Annotated in this window: 18 protein-coding genes; 5 read left to right on the plus strand and 13 right to left on the minus strand. The window is 63.4% G+C overall.

The window, feature by feature from the left end; translation table 11 throughout:
* Positions 1–24: 24 nt before the first annotated feature.
* Both KYK29_RS07375 and KYK29_RS07380 read left to right on the plus strand, forming a co-directional pair.
* Entirely contained in the window at positions 25–750 is a 726-nt protein-coding gene (locus KYK29_RS07375; RefSeq protein ID WP_254690245.1) for a GntR family transcriptional regulator, read from the plus strand.
* A gap of 34 nt (positions 751–784) precedes the next feature.
* Entirely contained in the window at positions 785–1,177 is a 393-nt protein-coding gene (locus KYK29_RS07380; RefSeq protein ID WP_254690246.1) for an acyl-CoA thioesterase, read from the plus strand.
* A gap of 16 nt (positions 1,178–1,193) precedes the next feature.
* Here KYK29_RS07380 and KYK29_RS07385 read toward each other — a convergent pair whose 3' ends face one another.
* Positions 1,194–1,736: a cupin gene (locus KYK29_RS07385; RefSeq protein ID WP_254690247.1), complete on the minus strand. Its 543-nt coding sequence runs from the start codon at positions 1,734–1,736 to the stop codon at positions 1,194–1,196.
* A gap of 138 nt (positions 1,737–1,874) precedes the next feature.
* On the opposite strand from KYK29_RS07385, the gene KYK29_RS07390 reads away from it, so the two are divergent.
* A complete protein-coding gene (locus KYK29_RS07390; protein ID WP_254690248.1) occupies positions 1,875–3,023 on the plus strand; it encodes an amidohydrolase in 1,149 nt (382 codons plus the stop codon).
* A 39-nt stretch (positions 3,024–3,062) separates the two neighbouring features.
* On the opposite strand, the gene mobA is transcribed toward KYK29_RS07390, so the two are convergent.
* From mobA to KYK29_RS07445, 11 genes are all read right to left on the minus strand, one after another.
* Positions 3,063–3,686: a molybdenum cofactor guanylyltransferase MobA gene (mobA, locus tag KYK29_RS07395; RefSeq protein ID WP_254690249.1), complete on the minus strand. Its 624-nt coding sequence runs from the start codon at positions 3,684–3,686 to the stop codon at positions 3,063–3,065.
* Positions 3,687–3,882: 196 nt separating this feature from the next.
* Positions 3,883–5,022, minus strand: a complete 1,140-nt coding sequence (locus tag KYK29_RS07400) for an alpha-hydroxy acid oxidase (protein ID WP_302795441.1) — start codon at positions 5,020–5,022, stop codon at positions 3,883–3,885.
* A gap of 141 nt (positions 5,023–5,163) precedes the next feature.
* Positions 5,164–6,204: a class II fructose-bisphosphate aldolase gene (gene fba / locus KYK29_RS07405; RefSeq protein ID WP_254690250.1), complete on the minus strand. Its 1,041-nt coding sequence runs from the start codon at positions 6,202–6,204 to the stop codon at positions 5,164–5,166.
* A 226-nt stretch (positions 6,205–6,430) separates the two neighbouring features.
* Positions 6,431–9,091 (minus strand): DNA translocase FtsK, encoded by a 2,661-nt coding sequence (locus KYK29_RS07410; protein ID WP_437437233.1) that lies wholly within the window; start codon positions 9,089–9,091, stop codon positions 6,431–6,433.
* Positions 9,092–9,270: 179 nt separating this feature from the next.
* The gene (gene mnhG / locus KYK29_RS07415) at positions 9,271–9,672 is read right to left on the minus strand and encodes a monovalent cation/H(+) antiporter subunit G (RefSeq protein WP_254690252.1); all 402 of its coding nucleotides are present in this window, start codon (positions 9,670–9,672) and stop codon (positions 9,271–9,273) included.
* Entirely contained in the window at positions 9,669–9,950 is a 282-nt protein-coding gene (locus tag KYK29_RS07420) for a K+/H+ antiporter subunit F (RefSeq protein WP_254690253.1), read from the minus strand. Before KYK29_RS07420 ends, mnhG begins: the two co-directional genes overlap by 4 nt.
* A complete protein-coding gene (locus KYK29_RS07425; RefSeq protein ID WP_254690254.1) occupies positions 9,947–10,423 on the minus strand; it encodes a Na+/H+ antiporter subunit E in 477 nt (158 codons plus the stop codon). The genes KYK29_RS07420 and KYK29_RS07425 overlap by 4 nt, the downstream gene beginning before the upstream one ends.
* Position 10,424: 1 nt before the next feature.
* Positions 10,425–12,074, minus strand: coding sequence for a monovalent cation/H+ antiporter subunit D (locus tag KYK29_RS07430; RefSeq protein WP_254690255.1), 1,650 nt, complete (start codon positions 12,072–12,074; stop codon positions 10,425–10,427).
* Positions 12,071–12,409, minus strand: coding sequence for a Na+/H+ antiporter subunit C (locus KYK29_RS07435; protein WP_254690256.1), 339 nt, complete (start codon positions 12,407–12,409; stop codon positions 12,071–12,073). Before KYK29_RS07435 ends, KYK29_RS07430 begins: the two co-directional genes overlap by 4 nt.
* The gene (locus tag KYK29_RS07440; protein ID WP_254690257.1) at positions 12,409–15,324 is read right to left on the minus strand and encodes a monovalent cation/H+ antiporter subunit A; all 2,916 of its coding nucleotides are present in this window, start codon (positions 15,322–15,324) and stop codon (positions 12,409–12,411) included. The genes KYK29_RS07435 and KYK29_RS07440 overlap by 1 nt, the downstream gene beginning before the upstream one ends.
* A gap of 90 nt (positions 15,325–15,414) precedes the next feature.
* A complete protein-coding gene (locus KYK29_RS07445; protein ID WP_254690258.1) occupies positions 15,415–15,801 on the minus strand; it encodes a hypothetical protein in 387 nt (128 codons plus the stop codon).
* Positions 15,802–16,083: 282 nt separating this feature from the next.
* On the opposite strand from KYK29_RS07445, the gene KYK29_RS07450 reads away from it, so the two are divergent.
* Positions 16,084–16,524 (plus strand): DUF3597 domain-containing protein, encoded by a 441-nt coding sequence (locus KYK29_RS07450; protein WP_254690259.1) that lies wholly within the window; start codon positions 16,084–16,086, stop codon positions 16,522–16,524.
* A 61-nt stretch (positions 16,525–16,585) separates the two neighbouring features.
* Here the strand turns inward: KYK29_RS07450 and KYK29_RS07455 are convergent, their stop codons facing one another.
* Positions 16,586–17,134, minus strand: coding sequence for a cupin domain-containing protein (locus KYK29_RS07455; protein WP_254690260.1), 549 nt, complete (start codon positions 17,132–17,134; stop codon positions 16,586–16,588).
* A 148-nt stretch (positions 17,135–17,282) separates the two neighbouring features.
* On the opposite strand from KYK29_RS07455, the gene aptA reads away from it, so the two are divergent.
* Positions 17,283–18,620, plus strand: coding sequence for an omega-aminotransferase AptA (aptA, locus tag KYK29_RS07460; protein WP_254690261.1), 1,338 nt, complete (start codon positions 17,283–17,285; stop codon positions 18,618–18,620).
* The last annotated feature ends 65 nt before the right edge of the window (positions 18,621–18,685 follow it).

The raw sequence follows: 18,685 nt of genomic DNA on the forward strand, positions 1-18,685 counted from the left end.
TCACAAAAATGCAGGAGATTGGATGTGGACGTAACAAGCGAAACCAGAATTGCGGATTTCGCGGCCTTCATGGCCAAGAGCGAGCAAGACGTCATTGAATGGGCGTCGCTACGCGGGCGCGTCTATTTCGTGCTCCGCGAATGTGTCGTATCGGGACGCCTGCCGCCGGGATCGGTTATCACGCTGCGCGGCGTGGCGAAGGCCCTGGGCACCTCCATGATGCCCGTCAGGGATGCGGTGACGCGGCTGGTGACGGAGGGCGCTGTGGAATTGAATCCCAACCGTACGTTCACCGTCACCCGGCTTTCCCCGACCCGCTTCATGGAAATCCGCGACATCCGCATCGAGATCGAGGGCTGGACGGCAGAACTCGCGGCCGCCCATATCAGCGCGGAGGAGCTGGATAATATCCAGACGCTCCATCTGCGGGTGGAAAAGGCGTCGAAGTCACTGGATGTCAGCTACCTGACCTGGAACAGGCGATTCCATTTCTCCATCTACAAGGCCGCCAGAAAGCCGGAACTGATCACCATCATCGAATTGCTCTGGCTGAAATACGGTCCGGTCCTTCATTATTTCTCGCTGGAGGACGACGCCCGGTTGCACGGCAACAACGCGCACAGCGCGATCGTGAGCGCTCTGGCGGAGCGCGACGGCGCCGCCGCGCGACGGGCCATCGCCTTCGACATCACCACCGCCTCGGAAGTCATTCTCCCGAGGCTGACGGAAGACTACAACAATCGCGCCTGATCCACGGCCGAAGATAGCGACGAGACAGTTTCCAATGGCGAATATCCCCACCTTCACGGCCGTGTTCCATCCCTGGCATTGCGACACGATGGGCCACGTCAATACCCGGCACTATGCGGCGGTCTTCGATGATGCAAGCCTGCACATGCTGGCGCTGATCTCCCCCAACCGGCCGGATCTCGGCTGGGCGGACGTCACCTGCAAGCTGACCTACAGACGGGAGATTACGGCGGGCACATGCGTCCAGGTGGTCTCCAGGGTCAACGAGATCGGCACCAGGTCCATGTCCATCAACCACACGATGAAATCCATCGACGCGGCGGAAGTCTTCGCCGAGGCCGACGTGAAAATCGTGCGCTTCGACAAGCAGAGCCGAAGCGCCGTGCCGATCGAGGACGCGATAAAAACGAAGCTCGCTCCGGTTTGACACAGCGCCGGTTTTGTCAGCGTCCTTCGACCGTCTCCCGACCGGGCAGCTGGCCGCCTTCGCGCCAGAGCGAAACGAGCGGACCGTTGGCGCCATGGACGGGATCGCGTGTCGGAATGGGCAGGCTGGCTATGGTTTCGAGTTCGCGGGGTGTGGCAGCGGCGGTTTGAATGTCGGCATGCTGGCCGGGCGGATAGCCGCCGACCACGAGGAAATCCGCACTGGCGGAAAGCCGTTTATGGCCCGTACCGGCCGGCAGCACCAGACAATCCCCCGAGCATACGTCCAGGATCATTCCGGCCGGACCGCCAATCAGGAGTTCCGCCCTGCCCTCGGCAATGCCGAGCACCTCATGCGCACCGACATGATAATGCTGATAGGGGAAGACGCCGTTGCGCCACAGTCCCTGCCACAACGCATCACGAAAAATCCGTTCGAAGGCGCGTGCGGGGTCGCTTTCCCTGCCATGGAAAATATCACGATAGGCCAGCACCGGCAGGAACGGGTGATTCGGCACCCATTCGCTGGGCGAGAAGAAGAGCGTTTCCGGTCGTTTCATCCTGCACTTCCATCGTCGGGCTTCGGGCTTGAACTGCCGCATCCGCCGAATGTTCCCGAAAGACATCGCCGCTTGGCTCCATCGCGCGAACCGGCCCGGCGTGCTATGGGAAACGCAGCGACCTGCGGAGCGAGAACCATGACCCTTACCAATCAGGACATCGTGCAGATTACGGCGTGGCGGCGCAGGCTTCACCAGCAGCCGGAAATCTCGAACGAAGAAGAAAATACCGCCGCGGAGGTCGTCGCCTTCCTCGCCGATACGGGACCGGACAAGGTGCTGACCGGGTTAGGCGGGCATGGCGTGGCGGCCATCTATGACAGCGGTGAGGCCGGGCCGACCGTGATGTTTCGTTCGGAACTCGACGCATTGCCGATCCAGGAGCTTTCAGGCGTACCGCATGCATCGCTCGTGCCGGGAAAATCGCACATGTGCGGCCATGACGGGCACACCGCCATCCTGGCCGCGCTCGGCCGCCAGCTGGGGCGCAGAAGACCGGCGCGCGGCCGCGTCGTGCTGATGTTCCAGCCGGCGGAGGAAAGCGGCGACGGTGCGGCCGGTGTCGTCGCGGACCCGCGCTACGGCCAGATCGCGCCCGATTTCGCTTTCTCGCTGCACAATCTGCCCGGCGTTCCCTTCGGCGAGGTGCGAATCAAGTCCGGCGTGGTCAATTGCGCCTCGCGCGGCATGCGGATCCTGCTGGAAGGAAAGGTCGCGCATTCGTCGATGCCCGAGACCGGCATCTCGCCGATGACGGCCGTCAGCCAGCTGATGCCGGCGCTCCCGGCGCTTGGCAACGGAACTTTCGCGGACGATGCGTTCAGCATGGTGACCGTCGTCCATGCGGTGATGGGGGAAGCCGCGTTCGGCGTTGCGCCCGGCAATGCGGAGGTCTGGGCGACGCTGAGAACCCGGCACGACGATCGCATGGCGAGCCTCTGCGCGGCTGCGGAAGCGCTGGTCGCGGACATCGCCAGCCGGCACCATCTTTGCGCACGCCACGAGTATCACGAGATCTTCGTCGCCAGCATCAATGCGCCGGACGCCGTCGGCCATCTGCGGCAAGCGCTCGACGAGGAGGGCGTTACGCATGGAGAAGAGGCACTCCCGATGCGCGCTTCGGAAGACTTCGGCATCTTCGGCCGCAACGCGGCGTCGGCGATGTTCTTCCTCGGCGCGGGAGAACGGCATCCCGCATTGCATAATCCCGATTACGATTTTCCCGACGACCTGATCCCGATCGGCTCGAGGATATTCATGCGTGCGGCGCGCAACATTCTCGGCTGACGATCCTTCCGGATCGAGGCTGCGCCAGCGGCCCTTCGCTCATGCCGCCGCTCCTTGCAGAATGACCCGCGCGCGCGCCATATCCTCCGGCGTGTTGATATTGAAGAACGGATCGAAGGGCGTCGCCTCGAAGAGGATTGTCGCCATTCCGTGCCGTTCGGCCCACACCCGGGCCTTGCGCATCCCGCCGGAAAGCTCGGTGCGCAGGTCCTCGCGCAAGTTCACCGGCCATAAGCCGAAGGTGGGATGGGGACGCGGCGTCCCCGCCTTATCCGGCGAAGCCGCCAGGATGATCGGAACGTTTTCCTGCGCCGCCGCAGCGGCAAGGCGCGCCACCAGATCGCGGGGCAGAAAAGGCGTGTCTGCCGCCGCAGTCACGATCGCATCCGCCCCCTTTTCCGCCGCCCAGTCGAGGCCGGCAAGCACGCCTGCCAGCGGCCCCGGGTAATCCGGCAGCGTATCGGCAAGGACGGGAAGGCCGAATTGTGAGAAGCGCAGCGGATCGCCATTGGCGTTGATCGCAAGATCGAGACATTGAGGACCGAGCCGCGCCCGTACGTGATCGAACAGCGTGACCTCGCCGAGCCGCAGCAGACCCTTGTCACCGCCACCCATGCGCGTGGCCTGGCCGCCGGCCAATATGACGCCGAGAATTCCAGTCAATCAACACACCCTTGCGATGGTGGCGTTTCTTTTCCCCGGCGGCCGATACAGGATCGGTGTCCTCGATCGGCCGCTCCTTCTTGCCATTAGAGCGTCATGGGCCGCAGCCGGTTCGAGATGCAGGCCCGACGCGGTGTCGATTGCGCGGGCAAGCGCATCGAACCACGAGATACACGCGCCGACAACCTCGATGTGTTTACTCCCGGTGCAGGTTCTGGCGCGACAGGCTGCGGACGTCGCGCTCGCCGCACAGCGCCATGGTGATGTCCAGTTCCTTGCGGATGATCTCCAGCGCCTGCCGCACGCCGGCGCGGCCGCCCGCACCGAGGCCGTAGAGGAAGGGGCGGCCGATATAGGTTCCCTTCGCGCCGAGGCACAGCGCCTTGAGCACGTCCTGGCCGGAGCGGATGCCGCCGTCGAGATGAACTTCCATGCGCTGGCCGACGGCCTCGACGATCCGCGACAACATGCTGATCGACGACGGCGCGCCGTCGAGCTGACGGCCGCCGTGGTTGGAGACGATGATGGCGTCTGCGCCGGTGGCGAGCGCCATGCGCGCGTCTTCCTCATCGAGAATGCCTTTCAGGATGAGTTTGCCCCCCCAGCGCTCCCGGATCCGTTCGACGTCTTTCCACGACAGGCTGGGATCGAACTGTTCGGCGGTCCAGGAGGACAGCGACGAGAGGTCGTCCACACCTTTCGCATGACCGACGATATTGCCGAAGGTGCGGCGCTTCGTGCCGAGCATGTGCATGCACCAGGCCGGCCGCGTCGCCATCTGCCAGAGATGCCGGGGCGTGAAGCGCGGCGGCGCGGAAAGCCCGTTGCGCAGATCCTTGTGGCGCTGGCCGAGGATTTGCAGGTCGAGCGTGAGCATAAGCGCCGAACATTCCGCATCCTTGGCGCGCTGGATCAGATTGTCGACGAAATCCTTGTCCCGCATGACGTAGAGCTGGAACCAGAACGGCCTTTTGGTCGCCGCGCGCACATCCTCCAGCGAGCAGATGCTCATCGTCGAAAGCGTGAAGGGGACGCCGAATTCCTCGGCCGCCTGGGCGGCGAGAATTTCACCGTCCGCATGCTGCATGCCGGTCATGCCGGTCGGCGCGAGCGCCACGGGCATCGCCACCTTCTCACCGATCATCTCACTTTCCAGCGAGCGGCCGTTCATATCGACGAGCACGCGCTGACGCAGCTTGATCTTGCCGAAATCCTCCTCATTGGCGCGATAGGTGCTTTCGGTCCATGCGCCGGAATCGGCATAATCGAAGAACATCTTCGGCACGCGCCGGCGGGCGCGTTCCTTGAGATCGGCAATCGTCAGGCTCTGGGTCAATGTCTTTTCCTCAACCGGCGGTCATGGGTTCAATGCCTTTTACGGCCTGCCGGGGAGGAATGGCAATCTTCCTTTCGCGCGGGAACGCGGGGAAGCGTGAAGCAAACCCCTCCCGGACTTGCCGGAAGGGGTGAAAAGCCATCAGGCGGCGTAGAATTTCGCCATCTCCGGCAGACGCCGGATGCGGATGCCGGAGGCCTTGCCGGCCGTGCGGAATGCCTCGAAGCGCTCCCTGCACACCTCCGTCATGCGGGCTGTCGCCGGCTTGAGGTAGTTGCGGGGATCGAAGTTATCCGGCTTTTCCTTGAAATTCTTGCGGATCGTGCCGGTCATCGCGAGGCGCAGGTCGGTGTCGATATTGACCTTGCGCACGCCAAGCGGGATCGCCTTCTGGATTTCGGCGACGGGAACGCCCCATGTCTGCTTCATCTCGCCGCCATAGGCGGTGAAGAGATCCTGCAAGTCCTGCGGCACGGAGGAGGAGCCGTGCATGACGAGATGCGTGTTCGGCAGTTTCCGGTTGATATTGGCGATCGTCTCGATCGACAGGATCTCGCCGTCCGGCGCACGGGTGAACTTGTAGGCCCCGTGGCTCGTGCCGATGGCGACGGCGAGCGCGTCGACACCGGTTCTGGTGACGAAGTCCAGCGCCTGGTCCGGATCGGTCAGGAGATCCTCGCGCGAAAGCTTTCCCTCGAACCCGTGACCGTCTTCCTTGTCGCCCACGCCGGTTTCCAGGTTTCCAAGACATCCAAGCTCGCCTTCGACCGAAACACCGGCCGCATGGGCGATCTTCACCACCTCGGCGGTCACGTCGACGTTATAGTCGTAGCTCGCGACGGTTTTGCCATCGGCAAGCAGCGACCCGTCCATCATGACCGAGGTGAAGCCGTTGGTGATGGCGGAGATGCAGGTCGACGGCTGGTCGCCATGATCGAGATGCAGGCAGACCGGGATATGCGGATACTCCTCGGCCGCGCCGAGGATCAGGTGACGCAGGAAGGCGTCACCCGCATAGGCGCGCGCGCCGCGGCTCGCCTGAAGGATCACCGGAGAATCCGTCGCATCCGCCGCCCGCATGACCGCCTGGATATATTCCAGATTGTTGACGTTGAAAGCGGGCAATGCGTAGTCGTTCTCGGCTGCGTGGTCGAGCAACTGCCGCATGGTGATCAATGCCATTCCTGTCCTCCTTAGGGATGCCGGGTCTTGAAGGTGGCGGCACTATTCACGCATCGTCCGGCAGATGCAACAGCGCCGGCCGGACGTCGCGGAGAGCAAATCGATTAAATACGCGGCCGTAACGAATTTCCTGCCGAAAAGGCAAAAATCCGGCCCACAGATGCGGGCCGGATCGGGAAAATCATTCCGTTTCAGATAAATAGGACTTTTTTCAGCGGAGCCTGCTTCAGCCGGCGTCATCGCCGCCGTGCCCGACATAATCGTTCCTTTCGCCCGAGATGATCTCGCGCTTGCCGACATGGTTGGCAGGCCCCACAAGCCCTTCCTTCTCCATGCGCTCGACCAGCGAGGCGGCACGATTATAGCCGATGGCCAGACGTCGCTGGATATAGGACGTGGAGCATTTGCGGTCGCGCGTCACGACTTTCACGGCCTTTTCGTAGAGATCGTCGCCGTCCTCGGCGGCGATCTCGCCCTTGTCGAAGACGGCGCCGGCGGTCTGCCTGTCCTCCTCGGGATCCTCTTCGTCGGCGGTGACCGTTTCGAGATAGTCGGGCCGGCCCTGGGTTTTCAGATGCAGCACGACCTTCTCCACCTCCTCGTCGGAGACGAACGGCCCGTGCACGCGCATGATGCGCCCGCCGCCGGCCATGTGCAGCATATCGCCCTGGCCGAGGAGCTGCTCGGCCCCCTGCTCGCCGAGGATGGTGCGGCTGTCGATCTTCGAGGTCACCTGGAAGGAGATGCGCGTCGGGAAGTTCGCCTTGATCGTGCCGGTGATGACGTCGACCGAGGGACGCTGCGTCGCCATGATGAGATGGATGCCGGCTGCCCGCGCCATCTGGGCGAGCCGCTGGATCGCGCCTTCGATCTCCTTGCCGGCGACCATCATCAGATCGGCCATCTCGTCGACGATCACGACGATATAGGGCATCGGATCGAGGGAAAGCTCCTGTTCCTCGTTGATCGCCTCGCCGGTTCCCTTGTCGAAGCCGGTCTGCACGCTGATGGTGATCGTCTCGCCCTTGTCGCGGGCGGCGGCGACGCGGTTGTTGTAGCCGTCGATGTTGCGCACGCCGAGACGCGACATCTTGCGATAGCGGTCTTCCATCTCCCGCACCGCCCATTTCAGCGCCATGACCGCCTTCTTCGGATCGGTGACGACGGGGGTGAGCAGATGCGGGATGCCGTCATAGATCGACAGTTCCAGCATCTTCGGATCGACCATGATCAGGCGGCACTCGTCCGGACGGAAGCGATAGAGCAGCGACAGGATCATCGTGTTGATGGCGACGGACTTGCCCGAACCGGTGGTGCCGGCGACGAGCAGATGCGGCATCTTCGCCAGTTCGGCGATCACCGGCTCGCCGCCGATGGTCTTGCCGAGGCAGATCGGCAGCTTGAAACCGGTTCTGGCGAAGTCCGGAGAATCGATCATCTCACGGAAATAGACGGTCTCGCGGGTGGCGTTCGGCAGTTCGATGCCGATGACGTTACGGCCCGGCACCACGGCGACGCGCGCCGAGAGCGCCGACATGGAACGGGCGATATCGTCCGCAAGGCCGATGACGCGGGAGGATTTGACGCCCGGCGCGGGCTCGAACTCATAGAGCGTGACGACCGGACCGGGGCGAACGTGGATGATCTCGCCACGAACGCCGAAATCCTCCAGCACGCTTTCCAGCAGGCCCGCATTCTGTTCGAGCTGTTCCTGCGTCAGCACGAAACCCACGGTGCGCGGCGGCTCCTGCAACAGCGCGTGCGAGGGATATTCATAGGCGGCGTCGCCGGCGGCCGGCGCGGCCATGCTGACCTGAAACGGCCTCGAACGGGAGAGACCTGACGCCGGAATATCGCGCACCGGCTCGACCACAGGCGCAGGCGCGGCCACGGCAGCCGGTGCTTCGGCGGCGGCCGGAGAAGAGATTTCCACTGCTGATGCGGGCGCTGACGCATTATCGGCAGGGCTTGCCGCCGCCGAGGGTTCGGCAGGTCGCTCCGTCTGCACCGGCGTCCGGCATTCCACGACCCGAAACAGCGATGCGATGGAAACCGGCTCGGCAACCGGCGCTGCGATCGGAGCGGACGCGGGGACGACGGGAATGACCGGGGCGGTCACCGCGACCGGCATTACCGGCTGGCGGGAAACCGGCAGTATCGGCGAAGCGGGGACCTGCGTCGGGCGTTCCGCCATATCCGGGATCAGGGTCTCCCAGAAGGCGAAATCGGACAGATGCGCAAAACCCGCCAAGGCCGGCGCAAGGCTTTCCACGTCCGAAGAGGTTTCAATCCTCTCCACTGCCACGGCTTCGCCCGCTGTTTCGGCACTGGGAGATGGAACGTCTGCGGTGATGATCGGCTCTGCCGCCGCACCTGCTATCGTCGCGCTGGCCGCTTCGGCCCCGCCATCGTCGACAGTCGCAGCCCGATGGATCGGCACCACGTTTTCGGCCACCAGCGCCTGTTGCTGGATCTCGAAGCGTTGGCGACGCTCGTCGAGCGCCTCGCGCAAGCGCTGCAAAAGATCGGCCTCCGACGGCAGACCGGGCGTTTCCTCCGGGCGGACGTCTTCCGGTGCGATCATTTCCTCGATCCGGGCGGCGGGTTTGTCGGGAGTACGGGTGAAGCGGACATTGGGCGCCATGTAGAAATGACTTTCCCAGCTTCCGTCCGCATAGCGGCCCGGATCGTATTCGCGCAACGCCGGCGAGCGGAAGCGCGGGCGGTAGTCGTCGTTGGCGATCGGCGCATCCTCGGATCGCCACGCGTCGCCGGCATCTAGACCGCCATTCAAGCCATTATTTTCAAAAGGATGACGCGACTGCCGGGCGTCGTCGTCATCTTCGGTCTGGAGTACGGGATAGAAGTTCGTTCTGGAAATATGCATGGACCTGCAACACGACGATCATTGCCGATGGGACTTGCATAGATGGTTAGAAAAGGAAGGTTAACATTGTCTTTGGACGGGTGGAGAATTGCCGTCGGCCGATTGCCTCCGCATAGGGGAATCTCCCGTGAACACCGCATCGTCCGGGATTTCGCTTGCGGAAGAAATCGTGCGGCGGCTCAGGCCCGCCCAGCCGGTTCGCCGCTTTCTTCTGCCGGCATCTCGGCGGGTGAATCCTCCGGCACCTCGGGATTGCCCTCGGAACGGTCACGATGCAGCGCGGCGCGTGCGAGCAGCATGAGCGTGACCGGCGTGGTCACCGTCACGAAAATGCCGATCAGGATCTCGTGCACCACCGGCCGGGTGGACAGCACCGAGAAGAACACCATCGAGGCGATCACGATACTGCCCGTGCCCCAGCTCGTGCCGAGCGTCGGGGCATGGATGCGTTCGTAAAAGGTCGATAGCCGCACGAAGCCGAGCATGCCCATCAGCACGAGGCCGGAGCCGAGAACAAGGAAGACCGACACCACCAGGGCAGCCCAGGCCGGCAGTTCCGCAGCATGTTCGATCGTGCTCATTCGATCACCTCGCCGCGCATCAGGAATTTGGCGAGCGCCACCGTCGAGACGAAACCCAGCATGCCGATGATCAGCGACGCCTCGAAATAGATCGTGTGGCCCGAACGGATGCCGAACACCATCAGCAGCAACATCGAACATACGTAGAGCGCGTCGAGCGCCAGCACGCGATCCTGCGCGCGCGGGCCACGGAACATGCGCACCATCGCCAGCCACATGGCGACAACCAGAAAAACCTGTGCGATGACGACAGAGCAGGCAAGGATGACGTGGCTCATTCGAAAATCTCCACCAACAGCTTTTCGTAACGATTCTTGATCAGGTCCACCCACCCGTCTTCATCCACGAGGTCGAAGACGTGGATGAGCACCGTCCCGCCACCGGAATTATATTCCATCCAGGCCGTCCCCGGCGTGCTCGTGATGATGACCGCCAGCACGGCAAGACCGGTCGGATCGCGCAGTTCCAGCGGGATCGCCACGAAGCCGGAATGGCGCTTTTCGCGATGTCCGCCAAGCAGGATCCAGACGACGGCGGCATTCGACCGCACGATATCGTAGAGCACGATCCAGACGAGCTTCGGCAACAGATACCAGCCCCGCAGACGAGGCTTGGACGGCCGCATGGAAGCCATCGCCCAGGAGGCGACGACCGAAACGATGCCGCCGACGATAAGCTGACCGAAGGTGAAGCCGTTGAGGGCAAGCCACATGATCAGGAGCGAGAGACTGAGAAGCGGATAGGGAAGCATGTCAGATCCCCTCTTCCGTCACCGTCGCACCGACCGGCGTTTGCGCCGGTTGACCGGCGCGGCGCGCATCCATCACCGCATCGATATAGAGCGTGGGCCGGGCCAGCCGCTCGACCGTCGCCTCCATATAGCGCATGACCGGACCGGCCTGCACCGTTAGGACGAGCGTTACCGCGACGAGCAGCAGCACCGGTGCCATTTCCACCACCAGCACGCGAGGCACCGTTCCCTCCATCGACGCCCAGAAGGTACGGATGCCGGCACGGGTCATGGAGATGAGCGCGGCCAGGCCGGACAGGATCAACAACGCGACGATAAGCCAGACGGACAGGGAGATGCCGACGGCATTCGAAGCATTCACGCCGATCATGCCGGTCAACATGGCGAATTTCGCGATGAACCCGGAAAGCGGCGGCAGTCCGGAAAGCAGGATACCGATCGCGGCGAAGCAGGTGCCGAGCATGGCGATGGTCGCGGGCATGGTGACGCCGATCTCGGTTTCTTCTTCCTCTTCATCGGCGTCGCCATAGGCTTCCATCGTCACCGCAAGAACGGTCGCGCCGGCATCCTGTCCGCGCTCGACCAGTTCGATCAGCATGAAGAAGGCGCCGAGCGTCAGCGTGGAACTGACCAGATAGAAAAGCGCGCCCGCCGTCACCACCCCGTTGCCGAGACCCAGCACCGCAAGCAGCGTCCCGGAGGAGACCAGAACGGAATAGCTGGCAAGCCGCCCGAGGGCCTGCGAGGCGAGAACCCCGATGGTGCCGAACAGAATGGTCGCCATGCCGCCGTAAAGCAGCACGTTGAGGCCGAACCCGGCGGACGAGCCTTCCCCGAACACCAGCAGCGAAAGGCGCAGGATGACATAGATGCCGACTTTGCTCATGATCGCGAAGATGCCGGCGACAGGAGCGGAGGCGGCGCTATAGGCGGCCGGAAGCCAGAAGTTCAGCGGCCACATGCCCGCCTTGACCAGGAAGGCCACGCCGAGCACGCCCGCGCCTGCTTCCAGCAGCATCCGCCGGTCCGGATCGAGGTCGGCGATACGCAACGCGAGGTCGGCCATGTTGAGCGTGCCGACGGAGCCGTAGATCGTGCTGACGCCGATCAGGAAGCAAAGCGCGCCGACCAGATTGACGACGATGTAATGCATGCCGGCCTTGACGCGCATCGATCCCGAACCATGCATCAGCAAACCGTAGGAGGCGGCCAGCATGACTTCGAAGAAAACGAAGAGATTGAAGAGGTCTCCCGTCAGGAAGGCGCCGTTCAGCCCCATCAGCAGGAGTTGGAACAGGGAATGGAAATGCGCGCCCGCGGCATGCCAGCGGGCAAGCGAAAAGACCAGCGCGGGAATGGCGAGAACCGATGTCAGGACCAGCATCAGCGCCGAGAGCTGGTCGGCGACCAGCACAATTCCGAAGGGCGCCGCCCAGTTGCCAAGCAGGTAGACACCGTCGAACCCACCCTGCGGACCCTTTATCGCCAGCCGGAACAGGGCGATCGCGACCCCCACCAGCAGGACGCAGGAAACGACGCTGATCATCGCCTTCAGCACGCGCCGGCGCTCGTCGAAGAACAGGAGGAGCGCGCCTGCGACAAGCGGGACGAGGATCGGCGCGATGATGATATGTCGATACCAGTCGTTCATTTCGGCTGCTCCCGGCCGTCGACATGGTCGGTCCCGGTCAGGCCGCGCGCGGCGAGAAGAACGACGAGGAAGAGCGCCGTGGTGGCGAAGCCGATGACGATGGCGGTGAGGACCAGCGCCTGAGGCACCGGATCGGCGAGATCGGCGGTCTTCACACCGTTTTCGAGCAGCGGCGCGGCATTCGATTTCACACCGCCGACGCTGAAGATGAAAAGATTGACGGCATAGGACAAGAGCGAAAGCCCGATGATCACCTGATAGGTGCGCGGACGCAGCAGCAACCAGACACCGGAGCTTGTCATGATGCCAATGGCAAGGGCGAGTACAAGCTCCATCAGAGTTCCTCCGCCTTCGGCGTTTCGATGGCCCGCACCCGATGCGTACGGACGGACTGGTGCGCAAGCGCAATGAGGATCAGCACCGTGGAGCCGACCACCAGCGAGAAAACACCGAGATCGAAGAGAAGGGCGCTCGCAAGCGGCGCCTTGCCCACCAGCGGGATATCGATATAGCGCGAATGGGATGTCAGGAACGGATAGTCGAGCACCCAGGCGCCGACGCCGGTCGCCACGGCCGTCAACAGACCGACGCCCATCCAGCGCAGCGGCAGGACGCGCAGCCTGTCCTCCGCCCAGCGGACGCCGCCGGCAAGATACTGAAGCAGGAAGGCGATCGCCATCGTGATGCCCGCCGCAAACCCGCCGCCCGGCAGATCATGTCCGCGCAGGAAGATATAGACGGCGAGCGTGATCACCACCGGGAACATCCACTGCATGATGACCGAAGGCACGAGCAGGTAATCGCGCACCGTCTCGCCGTCCGAACGCTCCGGACGCTCCAGGTCGAATGCATTCTGGATACGCTGCTGTTCGGGTTTCTCGATGCTGTCGGGCGCCGGCCGGAAGCGTCGCAGGAGCGCGAAGACCGTCAGCGCGACGATGCCGAGGACGACGATTTCGCCCATCGTGTCGAAGCCGCGGAAATCGACGAGGATAACGTTGACCACGTTGCGTCCGCCGCCCTGGGAATAGGCATTCTCCAGGAAATAGCTGGCGATGGCGTCGGGCACCGGCTGTTTCATGATCGCATAGGAAAACACGAACATGCCAGCGCCGCAGGCGATGGCCAGCAGGAAGTCGCGCAACCGCCTGGCCCGCGAGATAAAGGCCACGCTGTTGTCGATCTTCTCGAAACGCTTCGGCAGCCAGCGCAGTCCCAGTAGGATGAGAACCGTGGTGACGATCTCGACAAGAAGCTGGGTGATCGCAAGGTCCGGCGCCGACAGCCACACGAAGGTGATGCAGGTCGTGATACCGGTGCCGCTGAGCAGGACCAGTGCGGCAAGCCGGTGGTATTTCGCCTGATAGGCCGCGCCGATGGCGCAGATCGCACCGACGAGCCAGACCGCCGCGAAAGCCGGATCGACCGTGCTGAGGATCATCGGTTGAGACGAGAAGCCGGCGATCGCCAGCGGGACGACTCCGGCCAATAGGCCTGCCGCCACCACCAGCCGCAATTGCGGCTGAAGGCTGCGGGTGCCGAGACGGCTTTCGAGAAAGCGCGCCCACTTCCATGAAACGGTGACCAGCACGCGCTCGAAGATGCGCTGCCCCGCAAGATGGCGGAAGAGCGGCGGCCCGTCGTCGCATTTCGCAAGATAATCCTTGAGAAGGATATAGAGGGCGACACCGCCTCCAAGCGCGATAGCGCTCATGATCAGCGGCGTATTGATGCCGTGCCAGACGGCAAGGCTGTATTCCGGCGTTTGCGAACCGAGCACGGAGACCACTGCGGTGTGCAGGAACGGCCCTATCGAGAGGCCCGGAATGATGCCGACGACGAGACAGGCGACCACCAGGAACTCCATGGGAAAGCGCATCCAGTGCGGCGGCTCGTGCGGTTTGGGATTGGGCAGCTCGGTCGGTGGCGGCCCGAAGAAGACGACATGGATGAAGCGCAGCGAATAAGCCACGCTGAAGGCTCCGGCAAGCGTCGCCAGATAGGGCATCAATCGGTCGAGCAATGAATCGGCATGGGTTTCCACGGTCTCGGCGAAGAACATTTCCTTCGAGATGAACCCGTTCAGCAGCGGTACGCCGGCCATGGCGGCACTCGCCACCATGGCCAGGATTCCCGTGACCGGAAGATATCGGAACAAGCCGCTGAGCTTGCGCATGTCGCGCGTGCCCGTTTCGTGGTCGATGATCCCCGCGGCCATGAAAAGCGACGCCTTGAAGGTCGCGTGGTTCATCATGTGGAAGATCGCGGCGACCGCGGCGACGGGGCTTCCGAGGCTGAGAAGCGTCATGATCAGGCCGAGATGGCTGATCGTCGAATAGGCGAGAAGGCCTTTCAGATCCTGCTGGAACATGGCGAAATAGGCGCCGAGCAGCAGCGTGCTGATACCGGCAAGCCCAAGCAGCATGAACCACTCGTAGGTGCCCGAAAGAGCGGGCCAGAGGCGGACGAGCAGGAAGACGCCGGCCTTCACCATGGTCGCCGAATGCAGATAGGCCGATACCGGGGTTGGCGCGGCCATGGCGTTGGGCAGCCAGAAATGGAAGGGCACCTGGGCGCTCTTCGTCAACGCGCCCATGAGGATGAGGCAAAGCGTCGTCAGGTAAAGAGGATGGGCGCGGATCTTGTCTCCGGCGGCCAGCACCGCGTCGAGATCGTAGCTGCCGACGATATGCCCCAGGATCAGCAGGCCCACGAGCAGGCAGAAACCGCCTATGCAGGTCACGGTCAGGGCCATGCGCGCGCCGTCGCGCGCCGCGGCGTTATGATGCCAGTAACTGATCAGCAGGAACGAGGAGATGCTCGTCAATTCCCAGAAGATCGACAGCAGGATGATATTGCCGGACAGGACGATGCCGAGCATCGACCCCATGAAGGCCAGAAGGAAGGAAAAGAACCGGGGAACCGGGTCTTCCTCCGACATGTAGTAGCGCGCGTAGAGAACGACGAGGAAGCCGATGCCGGTGATCAGCATGGAAAATAGCCAGGCGAGGCCGTCCATGCGCAATGTGAAATTCAGGCCGAGCTGCGGCAGCCATTCGAGTTCGAGCCGCACCGGCCCGCGCGTGACGGCCGGATAGAGCCAGGCGGTCATCAGCAGGCCCGCCAGCGCCACGGCCCCTGCCAGACGCGCCGCCAGCACCCGCGAATCGGTCTTCAAAAGGGCGATCGCGACGAGGCTTCCCAGGAAGGGAAGACACACCAGCAGCACGAGAATCATTTCACCTGTCATTATGTGATGGCCGTTTTCGAACGTCGGAATTCCGGTACGCCGGACGCGCCGGCGAATGCGTTACGGTTCCGTTCGATAAAGCGGAACCGTTCAGACGACGACAGACAGCGGCGGCGCGCGGGCGGCGCGCGCGCTGTTTTTCCGGATGCGCCAGTCCGCCCCCGCCATGGACCAGGGCGAGACCGCCGCCGCCTCCGGCCGCAAATGCGTCACCGGCAGAACGGCCGGCATGTCGGGATCGCCGCATCCGGCGCCCGCAGGCTGGCCGGATGCGGCCTGCCCGCGGTGGTCCGCCTTGCAAGCGGAAAACCCGTTTCCCGAAGCCTTGGATGCGGAAAAATTGCGCGCGGTCGTCGAAATGGCCGTGGTGTTGAGCCGGGGCGTGCCGACCATGGCGAGGAGGATACAGGCAATCGCCGCACAGACGAGGCGGAACCGAAGCCGGACCGGCCGATTCTGTAACCCGGGTGCGATCAAATGCCCGACCTTTCTCGATAGGATGACCAGCGTTGAATATTCTGTCGAGAAGACAATATGTTGGCTGGATCGACGCTGTCCACCCGCACGCCTGAAGTTTTTGGGAATATTGTTCTCTTTTTGGTGCTGCGGGCAGGGATCGGTCTTTTCCGGCCGCCGTTTCGCCCGAGCCGGCAATGGCACTTGCCTTTTACCGTCCCCACCCTAGGTTGGTGGCACGCCGCAATCCGATCACGGTCCGGCGTACGACGAATCGCGAATCACAGATCAGGGAGTACGCGCATGGGAATTTTCAGCTCCATCAAGGAAAAGCTGTTCGGCAAGGCTGAAGAAGCAGCGCCCGCCGAAACGGCATCGGCCAAACCCATAACCGCCGAAGCCGTCAAACCCGTTGGGGCCGATGTTTCCGGCGCGACCACCGGAGCGGCCACGAGCGCGGGAACGACAGCCGCCGCAGCCGCCGGGCCGGTGGACGTCGCCGCCATTCTCGACGCGGCCGTCAAGGCGAACGGGCAGAAGCTCGACTGGCGTCATTCCATCGTCGACATGATGAAGGCGCTCGATCTCGACTCCAGCCTTGCCGCCCGCAAGGAACTGGCCGACGAACTGAACTACAGCGGCGACAAGAGCGATTCCGCCACGATGAATATCTGGCTGCACAAGGCGCTGATGAAGGCGCTTGCCGAAAACGGCGGCAAGGTGCCGGCCGAACTGCTGGACTGATCCGCGACGGCGCCGCCGGAAAGACCGGCGGCGCTTCGTCTTTTCCGACGCTCGTCGTCGTTCAGAACGTCGGCGGCGTGCAGGCGCTGATGATCTCGCAAGGGACCGGACCGACGCATCGGAAGCGATGCGGCCGGCGGCTTTCGAAGTAATAGGCGTCACCCGGGCCGAGGATGCGGCGCTCATCATCGACCGTCACCTCCAGCCGACCCGACAGCACGATGCCCCCCTCCTCGCCTTCGTGCACCAGAGGCACCTTGCCCGTGTCGGATCCCGGCTGATAGCACTCCTTCAGGATCTGCAGGCTGCGGCCGAAAAGATTGTCGCCGATCTGCCGATAGGAAATGCCGCCCTTGCCGATTTCCGTCAGTTCCTCGGCCCGATAGAACGCCTTTTTCGGTCGCTCCGGCTCGAAGGCGAAGAATTCCGCAAGGCCGATGGGAATGCCGTCGAGAATGCGTTTGAGTGCGCCGACGGAGGGGTTGCTGGCGTTCGATTCGATCAGCGAGATCGTCGAATTTGTGACGCCTGCCCGCTTGGCGAGTTCGCGTTGCGAAAGACTATGCGCCATGCGCAGTTGCCGGAGCCGGCTGCCGATATCGACGGACATCGTCATCCTCCTGTTGTGGATGTTCGGAATATCGAAAACTCGACACTTCACATCCTTTTATTTCAATGGCTTGGTGTCAACAAGAAAAGGACTTGTTCGGCAAGCCAAAGCATGGCGACTATCGATCCAGCCAGAGGAGAATTTCCCCATGAACGTGCACAAGAAACCCAATGCGCCGGTGCTCGACAGCTACTGGATGCCGTTTACCGCCAACCGCCAGTTCAAGGCCGCGCCGCGCCTGCTCGCCGGCGCCCAGGGCATGTATTACACCAGCACCGACGGACGGCAGGTGCTCGACGGAACCGCGGGCCTGTGGTGCGTGAACGCCGGCCATGGCCGCCGCCAGATCGCCGCTGCCGTGGAGCGCCAGCTCACGGAACTGGATTATGCTCCGTCCTTCCAGATGGGGCATCCGATCGCCTTCGACTTTGCCGAGCGGCTGGCGGAAATCGCCCCCGGCCCCGTAGGGGAGAAACTCGACCGCGTGTTCTTCACCGGCTCCGGCTCCGAATCGGTCGACACGGCGCTGAAGATCGCGCTCGCCTACCAGCGCGCCATCGGCCAGGGAACCCGCACGCGCCTGATCGGCCGTGAGCGCGGTTATCACGGCGTCGGCTTCGGCGGCATCTCGGTCGGCGGCATCGTCAACAACCGCCGCGTCTTCCCGCAGCTTGCCGGCAGCGACCACCTGCGCCATACCCATGATCTTGCCAGGAACGCCTATGTGAAAGGCCAGCCCGAGCACGGCGCGGAGCTTGCCGACGATCTCGAGCGGCTGGTCGCCCTGCATGGCGCCGAAACCATCGCCGCCTGCATCGTCGAGCCGGTCGCCGGCTCCACCGGCGTTCTCATCCCGCCGAAGGGTTATCTGGATCGCTTGCGCGCGATCTGCGACAAGCATGGCATTCTCCTGATCTTTGACGAGGTCATCACCGGTTTCGGCCGCCTCGGTGACGCTTTCGCCGCCGATTATTTCGGCGTGACCCCGGACATCATCACCACCGCCAAGGGTCTCACCAACGGGGCGATCCCGATGGGCGCGGTCTTCACCAGCCGCAAGGTCCACGATGGGCTCATGCAGGGGCCGGACAACGCCATCGAACTGTTCCACGGTTATACCTATTCGGGCCATCCGGCCGCTTGCGCCGCTGGCATCGCGACGCTCGACATCTATCGCGACGAGGGCCTGCTGACCCGCGCGAAGGACATCGAGGCTGACTGGCACGCCGCCATGCATTCGCTGAAGGGGCTGCCGCATGTCATCGACATCCGCACCATCGGCCTGATTGCCGGCATCGAACTTGGCTCGCGTGACGGCGCGCCCGGCGCCCGCGCCTACGACGTCTTCGTCGATTGCTTCGAAAAGGGCCTGATGATTCGCGTCACCGGCGACATCATCGCCTTCTCGCCGCCGCTGATCGCCGAAAAGAAGCACATCGAGGACATCGTCTCGATTCTCGGGGATGCGCTGAAACGCGCAGCCTGATCTTCCGGCTGCGCCGAATGGCGAAGGCTGCTATAACCGGGCCTGTTCCAAACAGGTCCGGTTGT

Origin of the sequence: Shinella daejeonensis, assembly GCF_024281235.1 — a bacterium.
Taxonomy (GTDB): domain Bacteria; phylum Pseudomonadota; class Alphaproteobacteria; order Rhizobiales; family Rhizobiaceae; genus Shinella; species Shinella daejeonensis.